This window comes from Hyphomicrobium sp. (assembly GCF_036833075.1).
Taxonomy (GTDB): Bacteria; Pseudomonadota; Alphaproteobacteria; order Rhizobiales; family Hyphomicrobiaceae; genus Hyphomicrobium_C.
The window spans coordinates 1-9971 of the sequence record NZ_DAITQL010000119.1; the positions used below are offsets into that span (position 1 = coordinate 1).

A 9971-nucleotide genomic window follows, 5' to 3' on the forward strand; every position below is an offset into this window, starting at 1 on the left:
GGGGTGACGAACGGAGTCTACATTATTTCGGGTACCCGTTGAGGGGGAGGGTCACTTTGTCTCTCGAACGCGGAGACAGACCATGGACAACAATCACGAACATGACGACCGGCCGGCCCGCACGCCTTGGAACAAAGGCAAGCTCATCGGCGCCAAGCCGCCCCAGCGGCCATGCCACACTTGGTCGATAAGAACGAAGATTCAGATGGGGATCGGAAGCGAGACCTAGCACTGTTTAATTTGGCCATCGACAGCAAGCTCCGCGCCTGTGACGTCGTCGCGCTCCGCGTTGTTGACGTTGCGCCGAGCGGCTATGCGATGGATCGAGCAACGACAATCCGGCGGAAGAAGACGGGTATGCCCGTGCGGTTCGAGCTGACCGACCATTCTCGACGGCACTCGATAACTAAAGTCGAGCCCATGCCAACTCGCAGGAGCCGTCATGGGTTCGTCCCTCAAGAGACCTTCTTGGCCGCGGGAATTGTCCACGTGCCATCGAGGATGGTCGGATGAGTCTCGTTCGGCCAATACATCCGTAGCATCAGGACGAAATCGCCTGCTGGCGCCGGTAGCCAGTTCGACTCCTTATCCTTGCCCGGCGATTCATGCTGAATGTAGAGTTCGGTGGAACCGTCTGAGTTGCTCTTCAAGTCCTGTCGTGGACTTATCGAGTATCGGTTGATCGGGTTGCTCACAAAAAACATCTGGGGGTCGTACATCGTTAGCGACCAGAATCCTTCGACTGGTGGCAAGTGCCCCTTGGGGAAGCTCATAATGTATTTGTGCGCGCCGTTATACTTTCGGTCGTCGGCGTCGGTCTTTGAAACCGGATATATTGCATCCTGCGGACGATTGGCACCGAGCCCGATAGCAGTGACAAGTCCACGCATCAGATAGTCCGTGCCGTAGATACCGGTTTTCATGGTATAGGACCAACCGTTTCCCTTCTTCATCGCCTCGTTAATCTTGAACTGAAGCATGATCCGGTCGAAGCCAACCACAGGGACGTGCTTTACGAAATCCGCCTTCAATTTGCTTGCGTCGAAGGATTGTCCGGGTACGAGGCCGATGCGCTCGAACTTGGCAAGATAATGCGCATCCGTCTCGGACGGCGGGTTGATCTTCATCAGTTTAGAAAGCAGCGTGAAATACTCCACCGCATCCATACGATTGACCTGGTCGCGAACCGGCGTCTTCATATCCACCGAAGGATCGATCTTACCCGCAGGCGGTGTATAGAGCTTGCCATACGCGCTCAGCGGAACGAGCTTAAAATCATCCTGCAGCTTGTGGACGGCCGCATAGTCTTCCGGCGTGCCGGTGCAGTAGATGCGGCCAAGCAGCCAAACCATATTGGTCGGCGATTTGTATTCCTTGACGCCGGCAGGCAGCGTGCCCTTCCACCCCGGCCCGGTAATCGCATAGGTCTGCGCGGCGGTGCCCGTCGTTCTTTTTCCCGGCACTTGAAAGACGTTGGTCCAGCCGTCCAGCATCGGCATCAGGAAGTAGCGTTCCTGCATATCGGGAATGCTGAGCACCCACGGCTCCTCGCCGACATCGAAGAATGACGTCGTATAAAGCGTATCGGCATTTGGTGCGGTGACGTCGCGGAACGAAGAATCGGGATACTGGCGCAGCTTTATGATCTGCCCCATCGGCGCCTTCGCCCCGACTGGATCCGCGACGTTGGTCAGAACCCGTCGGGTCATTTCCATGGTCACGAGCGGGTAGCCGAAGATATAGGCATCGGTGGCGAGCCAGAACTCCTCCAGCCCCTCTTCGACACCCAGGAACGATCCATGAGCAAGGGCGGAACGGCTCATGGCCGCCGTGGCAAGCAAACTCACTCCACCAATTGCAGCGGACCGACGTGTAACCTTCATGTATGCCTCCTCGATATTATGACTATCCCGATCCGCCGCATTTGCGTCTCTAAATGCCGACGGCTACCTTGTTCGATGGACTTTTCAAGAGGGACGTGCCCCTGAGGCCGCGGTGCGGATTGCGCCAAGAGCTTTCCCGGTACGTTGAGCAACGTTATGGCCGCGACGGCGATGAGCGCATTGCATGACGTCCTCAGCAGGCGCTCCACGATTGCTGCGCCTCAGACGAACAAAACAATATCCCGCCTAGCCCGCCTAACGGGGCGGCAAAGTATCGTTCATGCGGCCATTATGCAGTTTACAGCCGTTTAATTCTTACCATTTCGCGCCAGCCGCTCAGTGCGCCTGGTAGAGACGGGTGAAACCGCCGCGGCAGGTCACGGCCTGCTGGCTGGAGCTTACGGTGTCCTCGCTTCAAGACCGCGCCGCGAAACTCATGCCTCCATTGATTGTGATTGGCGCGAAATGGCGGCAACACGCGCATCTATGGCGCGGCACAAGCGCCTTGCTCATCACAGCAAGATCGCAGGCTTCGTACCAAAATCACGAAACAGCGACTCGGCGAAGAATATGTCGCTCATCGCCGGTATCAGCCAGATGACGGCCTTGACCGCACACTGGTGAATGAGGCCGCGCGGCCTGTATTCCGCCTGATTAGCGTCGTTCCTTGCTTTGTTTGCGCACGCTTTTGTCGCCGCTCAACATTCGGCAGGACGAGCAGCTCGATTGCAGCAACGCCCAGCGAAGAAAGCACCGGTCCACGGCTGCTTTGCGTGACGCCGCGATGAGACCTCTTCTGTTCAATGCCACACAGGTTGATCCAGATTGGAGAGTCCTCGGCCCGAATCCCTCCCCTGCGGACGGTCAATTCTCAGCCGGTTCAAACCCAGGCGGTACCTTGTGCCAAGGATAACCTGCCCGACCGAGCTCATACCCACGCTTGAACAGGGAATTCATGTACGTTTTGTCGAAACCACTTTTAGCAACGGCATCAAAGTCGGACGGGATGTAGGCAAGGTTATAATCAACGCCATCTCGCTTTGCCGTCGTGTGGATCTGATAGAGGTCCCCGATCCCTTGGGTCTTGATCAAAGTGGAGATGGAGCGTGACGCAATCGGAAGCAGTTGATCTTTCGTGACAGCGAACTCGGGGTCGATCTTCGAATTGCGGATAATGTAGACGCGTCTCTTGATTTTCCAGCCGATGGCTTTGTCCACCGCCTTTGGCGTGTAGCCGGGGGGATAAAGGAATACCTGACGGGTCACGCCGCCATCGACGTGCATTTCCTGGTACAGCTTGCCATCGACGGTGACGCTGATCTCGACCGGTGGAAAGGCACCGGGGATCGCTGCAGACGCCAGGATTATTTGGCGGATCAGAGCAAGAGCATCCGGTGAGCCGCTCGCCGCGATGGCGCCTATATCCCACACGACGGAGCGCTGAGCGTCGAGATTCGTCGTACCGATCATCAAGATGCGGCCTTTGCGATGCTCTTCGGCGATTTCTCTCAGCATCTCCACGGTCATGTATTTTGCCACCAGCCCTTTGAGTGGCGTGGTGTCCACAAGACTGTCCGCAGCACCGATCACAGCCGAGAATATCTGCGTCGAGGCGACGTCGTCGTCGCTAAGCGTGGTGTAGGCCTCTTTGAGCTGGGGATCGTATTTCGACCCGAGAAAAGCGAGAGGAGCCATCATGGCTCCCGTACTGATACCGGTGACGTAATCGAAGTGTGGGCGATCACCTCGCTCGGTCCATCCGATCAGCAAGCCAGCCCCAAAGGCCCCGTCACTGCCTCCGCCCGACAGGGTCAAGATATCCCGAGTGCCCGAGAGCTTTGAGGCCTTGTCTCCATAGGCTTGGCGGATAGATTCGATCCTGTGCGCAGCCAGCTCCTTGTAGGCGCTTGGTTTGCTGTCCCCCCAGTACCTAATCTGATTGAATTCGGAGACGCTCGCCTTGTCGACCAAACTGGCCGGTACAGCCACGCGCGGTACAAGGTCGGCTGCGCAGCCAGCGACCCACGTCGCGAGGCAGGAAAGCGCGAGGCAACGTCTAACGAAGCTGCCCACGCCGCCGCTTTGACCGCCACTTGCCACCATGACTTTTGGGCGTTCGTTCAGATCCTAGATGCCTGTCGTGAACGGCAGGCACCTGGACTAACTGGTCCTCGATCAAAAGGGGAATACGGATATCCATCTCAACCAATGTAAGCTTACCGTCGATCTGTGCTCGCTATCTCGTCAGGCCGAGTTTGCGCATTTCCTCCTCGGCGGAAGGCAGTCCGCTCCTGCACGCATCCGTTAGCGTTGCCTTGTTCTTCGCCAGGCACTGATAAAGGCGCCCGCCCCCGGGTACGACATCCCCACAGTACTGAAGGAGGTCAGAGCCGCATTCTTGAGCGTAGTATTCAAGGTGAGCCGTCGTGGTTTGCAGGTCGACGATCCCATTGTACACGGCGACCGCGCAAGAAAGAGAGAGCTTGTCCTCATAAGCGTAAAGGCACGATGCGATGCGCCCGCGACCGGGGCTTACGGCCTTGCAGTAGGTCCGAAGCTCATTGGCGCAGCCTTTTAGGACAGATTCGACAATGGACTGCTCGCCGCGTGCCGGAGGAGACGCCAACCCGCCAATGGCGAGGACCAAAGCCAGTATTGGCGCGCAGAGCCGGATAAAGTGCATTCTAAATTTACTCCCTTTTCCCTTACGCCACTTGCGTTCCGCTACATGACCGCTATTTCGCAGATCAGAAGCTTATGGTTAGTCCTGATAGCGGGCCATGCTGTAGCACATCGTATCTGTATTGAGTGCGCCCGGAGCCTTGTTCGTAGTCGACATCGAGTGCGCGATAACCCACAAGACCGGAGTAGGTAACTCCGTCCTGCGTGCAGATCACAAAGCTGTATGTGGCTGCGACGTTCCAGGTGAGATCACTGCCTAGACCAAAGCCGCCTATGTCTCCCCTGAGAACCAGTTCCTGGCCGGGCGCAAAATGATGACGGAGCCTGGCGCCGACAACCGGATCGACCCAATCCACGCCGCCGCCGCGCGCGACAGCAATTCCCCGCGTCACAACGAGATCGCCAATATCCAAAGTGTTGGTGAGTGCCAGATTGATGCTCATGTCCTGATGCCAGTATCTGGCGCCCGCCAGGACGTCGACCGCCATGAGACCACCGGACGGCGCGGTCCACTTTCCAATCTGGTAAACACCACCCAGCTCGGCAACGGTCTGTTCGAATTCCTGACCGAGCGACGCGCTCAACGAGCCCGAGATCGCAGGATGGGCGCCTCTTGAAGTGACCCTATCGGCATCGAGCCCAAGCTTTGCGTAGACAATATCGCCGTAGAACGCGAACGGACCGTTGCGGGCCTCCGCATAGCCCATGAAGGGCAACGTATCGAGATGCTCAACCATTTGGACCGGGTCGACGTCGAGCCCGACAGTCCGGCCCTTCACCGTCTGATCGCCCTTGATCCAAGTCGCCCAGCCGTAGGGCGTAAAGCTCAATCGCCATTGGCTAGTCGGAACACCCGGCATGGACTCAGGTCCCAAGTCGGCACCGGCGGCCGGCCATACCGTCGCGAGCAGAGTCGCGATCCCGACGAAAACTCCCAACACGGATCTCACAACTCAATCCCCCCCAGTGGGACTCACCGACCAGCCACAAACAGGACTGTCACTGAGCCACACGCGCGCCCTCCGTCGGGTCCTTCATCGTCGGGGCTCTCTATTCGCCGTATGCAGCGAGCCTCTTCTCTCGATTGACGAATTGTGACGCTACTATGCGCAAGCCGGCCTTTCTTACCATTTCACGCCGTGGGACCCGTCGGGGTATCGATTCACCGCTGTTTGTTGCAAAGCGGCAATGAAGTGGCGGCGACCTTTCGACTGCCGCTTCCATCGGTTTCATAGTGCTGCTGCAACGTGCTCGCCGCTAGCGATCTCGTGGATCCATTCGTCGGCGAAGTCTCTCTGCCGTTCCAGAGCGCAACCATAACGGGCATTACTCGATGCCGTCCGATCCGGAATCAAGCTGGTCTGGCTCCTTGTTACGATACTCGCGCGGTCCAAAGCCGGTAGCTTTCCGGAAGGCGCGCGAAAAGCCAGCAGGAGACGAATAGCCCAGGTGTTCCGAGATGTTGGTGATCGACACGCTTCTATCTCGCAGCAATTCCGTCGCCCGCTCGATTCTGACCGCAGTCGTCAGACTGCGAAAGTCGGTACCCGCGTGTTGAAGCTCACGCTGAAGCGTTCGGATGCTGGTGTCCATGGATCGCGCAACATCGTCGATGGACACGTATCCCATCAGAAGTCGGGCACGAATCTGGACGATAGCGATATCGAGCAAGCTACGCGGTGCACCGCCAGGTCGCTCACGCGAAACATCATTGAGTGTCACGATTGACCGCGATGGTGGGCATCTCGAAGCAGCCAGCAAACAATGCCGCTCGGCAACGACCGCAACTGCGGGTGCATCGAATATGACGGGGCATTGGAACACATCTTCAAAAAGTGAAGTGCGGCAGGGAGTCGGTATGTCGAGTTCGATGCGAAGCGGGCGCCAACAGTCGGGTAAATATGCCCTGAAGAGGCTCAGCAGTTCTCCAGCAGCAGCGCATGCGACAGCGCCATATCCATCGGAAGTCGCCAACGCAGATTTATAACTGAAATACAGCTCATCGACAGTGGTCGTGACCGACAAACCGTCATAGGTGCTATGGTATTGAAGGGTTGCGATACTTCGCGCGATCGCTTGCTCGAGGGTGTTCGCTTCCGTCACATAGCGTCCGAACGCGCCGTAGGCGGCGACGTTCATGTTTGGCACGAGGAGAAGCCCGACGTTGGCATCGCCGGCCGCTCTCGCCATCGCGTTCACGAGCCCCACCACAGACTGCTGAGGAATAAAGAAATTTCGATCTTCGATCAGTTCGACATCGAAGCCTGCGGCACGATTGGCACGCAGCAGCGCCCCCTCCCCCATCTCACTTCGTATGAATGCGGGCAGGCCCTGCAGTACATGGCTGGAGATCACAGGGACCGCAGCTATTTGAAATTACTCCCAAACCAAACATTGGCGCGAAATGAACGCTTTTCACATATCCACTGCCGTCAACGGAGGCAAGGGGCATAGGAGGGACAACCAGCCAGTTCGCCAACATGCCTGCTGCAGCCCCAAAGTTCTTGATGCGGGCTCACAGTCGCATCACGGCAATCTCAGATAGGCTGAGGAGCATCTGCCTCGAAAGTTCGTGGCGCAAAAGGCAAGACGAAACGTTCAGGTCATAGCGCTATGCCTAGGCGTACAGACATCGTGCGACCGCCGGGAGTTACGAAATGGCGAAGCGGGACTTGAGCGACGACGGCCTCGGAATCGGCAAGAAGCGTCTCGACGCCTTCAAGCGCGAAACCCCGCAGGAGTACGGCCGTCACACGATGATGCACGGCGAACACCGCAGCATTGCCTTGCCGCAGCGTGGCGATCCTGCTTTCCGAGCCCGGCCGCGACTTCACCGGCGGCGAGTTCGTTCTGACGGAGCAGCGGCCGCGCACGCAGTCGCTTGCGGCCGTCCCGCCGCGGCGGCCATCACGGGACCGCGCTTTCTGTCGACGGCAGATGGACGGCGCAGTGACCAAACGATCTTGCGCTCGTCCAAGAGTGGGCTGCCAGTATCAGGCTTTCGGCGAAGTTCGGAACGCACCCGTCGCGGGCGTACTAGGTGGTTCTAATCTACCACCGTACCGGTAATCTTTGCGCTGTCCAGCTCTTGCTTGGGCATTCGAAGATCGAAAGCACTGTGATGTACCTCGGCATAGAGGTCGACGATGCGACTGAGATCGTCGAGAAGATGACATCTGAGGACTGCTTCACGTCCACGAGCGGACCTGGTCGGCGGCAGGCAACGGGGGTGCCGAAATAGATGGCCAACTTCCGCAAATGGGACGTTTCGCCCAAAGCCCCGATGTCAGCGACGGGCCAACAGCAGACATCGACCATTGTCTAGAATGCTGTTGGCACTCAATAAATCGCGCGGCTTACTTCAGTTCATGTGCTTGCCCAGGAACGAGAGCACCTTCTCGGGATGGCGGCCGAACCAGTTGTAGCCGTCCTTGAAGCGCGCCGTCGTGCCCTCGATCCAGTGAAGCTCCTTGTCGTTGCTGGCGAGCGCGTCGAACGTGCTCTGCGCGTCGGTCGGATTCTCGATGATGGCATCGTCTTTCACCTGCCACATCAGGAGGGGGAGCTTGACGTTCGGAGCCCAGAGCTTGCCCGACATGTCAGCGGCGGCGAAACCGCCCAGCTTCAAAAGCTCCAGGTCGATCAGCTCCTGATACTGCGAGATGCCCTGGGCCGCCGAAATCTTGGCGAACACCGACGACATGTTGGGCACCAGCGGGCTCGCCAGACACTTCACGTTCTCGAACAGCTCGGGATGCTTGGTGATGGCCGCATACTGTGAAACACCGCCGAGGCACTGGCTGAACAGAGCGACCTTCATCTTGCCGAGGCGCGGATGCGCATCGACGAACTTCTTCACGCCGACGCAATCGCGCCATTCCCACTGGCCGACGCCGCAGACACCGCCGTTTGCAGCGCCGCTCTGTCCGTGATTGCGGAAGTCATAAGTCAGCACGTTATAGCCGGCATCGGTGAGGTGCTTGTACTGGATGACGAAGTCGATCTCGACCGGCTCGATGAAATTGCTCCACGGCTCGCCCATGTGGCCGGGATAGCCAGCGCGGCACATTGGCAGGGCGTGGTTGAAGATGACCAGCTTGTTGCTCTCGCCGCCCTTGGCGGGGATGTACCAGGCTTCGAGCGGTGTGCCGTCGTCCGAAGGAATGGACAGGTCGTGCCAGCCCTTCATGCCGTACTCGTCGGGGTTCTTGAAGATGAAGCTGCGCGGCATCTTCACCATGCCGGCGAGCGCTTTGACCTTGGCGTGATCCGCCTTGGAGATGGTCTTCTCCTGCTCCTGGGCCTTCTGCATTCGCTCCTTCGATATTCCGGTCATCACCAATACTCCTCTGTTTCATTGAAGACCCGTCGCCTCGATCACGACGGCATGGTCGGAAGGTAGCGCATTGTCTGCTCATCGATTAGATGTGATAATGTGTATGAACCTAGAAACATGGTGATGAATGCGGCGCGAGGACATGGCCGACCTGACGGCCTTCGTGGTCGTCGCGGAGGCGAAAAACTTCACACGGGCGGCGGCGAAGCTCGATCTGTCGCAATCGGCACTCAGCCAGATTGTCCGCAGGCTGGAGGCGCGTCTCGGCGTGCGGCTGCTGGCCCGCACCACGCGGAGCGTCGCACCTACGGAAGCAGGGGAGCGGTTGCTGCAGTCGCTGGCGCCGATGCTGCACGATATCGATCAGCGCATTGCCGATCTCAGCACGTTCCGCGACAAGCCCGCGGGAACGATCCGCATCACGACGGTCGAGCATGCGGCCAAGACGATTCTGCGTCCGGCTCTCAGCAGGCTTCTCCCTGACTATCCCGACATCACTGTCGAGATCATCATCGACTATGGGCTCACCGACATCGTGGCCGATCGCTTCGATGCCGGCGTTCGGCTCGGCGAACACGTGGCCAAGGATATGATCGCGGTGCCGATCGGGCCTGAGATTCCGATGGCGATCGTCGGCTCGCCCAAATACTTCCGCAAGCTTGCGCAGCCGACCCATCCCGATCAGCTCGTTGCACACCGCTGCATCAATCTGAGGCTCCCCACCTCGGGCACGCTGAACGCTTGGCGGTTCGTCAAAGGCGGGCGGGAGACGCGCGTGCGCGTCGAGGGGCCGCTCATCTTCAACACCATCGATCTCATCCAGGATGCAGCACTCGACGGCCTCGGCCTGGCCTACCTGCCATTGGATCAGGTGGAGAAGCTCATAAAGTCGGCGCGGCTCAGGCGTGTGCTGACCCAATGGACGCCGCCGTTACCGGCTTACCATCTCTACTATCCCAGCCGCCGGCACGTTTCACCCGCTTTCAAGCTGCTAGTCGATGTTCTTCGGTTCAGGCTGATGTGACCCCCGCAATTTAGTCCAGACGGCGCTAGAATCCGGCCCCTAGAGA

The 9971-nt window shown here is 58.6% G+C and carries 7 protein-coding genes and 2 pseudogenes; 3 read left to right on the plus strand and 6 right to left on the minus strand.

The genetic code is table 11. From position 1 onward, the window contains the following. Positions 1 to 82 precede the first annotated feature (82 nt). A pseudogene (locus V7082_RS20300) lies at positions 83 to 396 on the plus strand (tyrosine-type recombinase/integrase); the annotation flags it as partial. A 59-nt stretch (positions 397 to 455) separates the two neighbouring features. On the opposite strand, the gene V7082_RS20305 reads toward V7082_RS20300, so the two are convergent. The 5 genes from V7082_RS20305 to V7082_RS20325 form a co-directional block, all read right to left on the minus strand. Beyond that, positions 456 to 1883 (minus strand): DUF1254 domain-containing protein, encoded by a 1428-nt coding sequence (locus tag V7082_RS20305; protein WP_334151399.1) that lies wholly within the window; start codon positions 1881 to 1883, stop codon positions 456 to 458. 864 nt (positions 1884 to 2747) lie between these two features. Next, a complete protein-coding gene (locus V7082_RS20310) occupies positions 2748 to 3956 on the minus strand; it encodes a patatin-like phospholipase family protein (protein WP_334151401.1) in 1209 nt (402 codons plus the stop codon). A 163-nt stretch (positions 3957 to 4119) separates the two neighbouring features. Continuing rightward, positions 4120 to 4566, minus strand: coding sequence for a cysteine rich repeat-containing protein (locus tag V7082_RS20315; RefSeq protein WP_334151402.1), 447 nt, complete (start codon positions 4564 to 4566; stop codon positions 4120 to 4122). Between the two features lie 64 nt (positions 4567 to 4630). Then, positions 4631 to 5503: a hypothetical protein gene (locus V7082_RS20320; protein ID WP_334151404.1), complete on the minus strand. Its 873-nt coding sequence runs from the start codon at positions 5501 to 5503 to the stop codon at positions 4631 to 4633. Between the two features lie 388 nt (positions 5504 to 5891). Then, entirely contained in the window at positions 5892 to 6869 is a 978-nt protein-coding gene (locus V7082_RS20325) for an AraC family transcriptional regulator ligand-binding domain-containing protein (protein WP_334151405.1), read from the minus strand. 492 nt (positions 6870 to 7361) lie between these two features. On the opposite strand from V7082_RS20325, the pseudogene V7082_RS20330 reads away from it, so the two are divergent. Then, positions 7362 to 7490 (plus strand): annotated as a pseudogene (locus V7082_RS20330) (2OG-Fe(II) oxygenase); the annotation flags it as partial. Between the two features lie 436 nt (positions 7491 to 7926). On the opposite strand, the gene V7082_RS20335 reads toward V7082_RS20330, so the two are convergent. After that, a complete protein-coding gene (locus tag V7082_RS20335) occupies positions 7927 to 8901 on the minus strand; it encodes an alpha/beta hydrolase family protein (RefSeq protein WP_334151406.1) in 975 nt (324 codons plus the stop codon). A gap of 127 nt (positions 8902 to 9028) precedes the next feature. On the opposite strand from V7082_RS20335, the gene V7082_RS20340 reads away from it, so the two are divergent. Further along, positions 9029 to 9925 carry a LysR family transcriptional regulator gene (locus V7082_RS20340; protein WP_334151408.1) on the plus strand — a complete coding sequence of 299 codons (897 nt, stop codon included), beginning with the start codon at positions 9029 to 9031 and terminating at the stop codon, positions 9923 to 9925. The last annotated feature ends 46 nt before the right edge of the window (positions 9926 to 9971 follow it).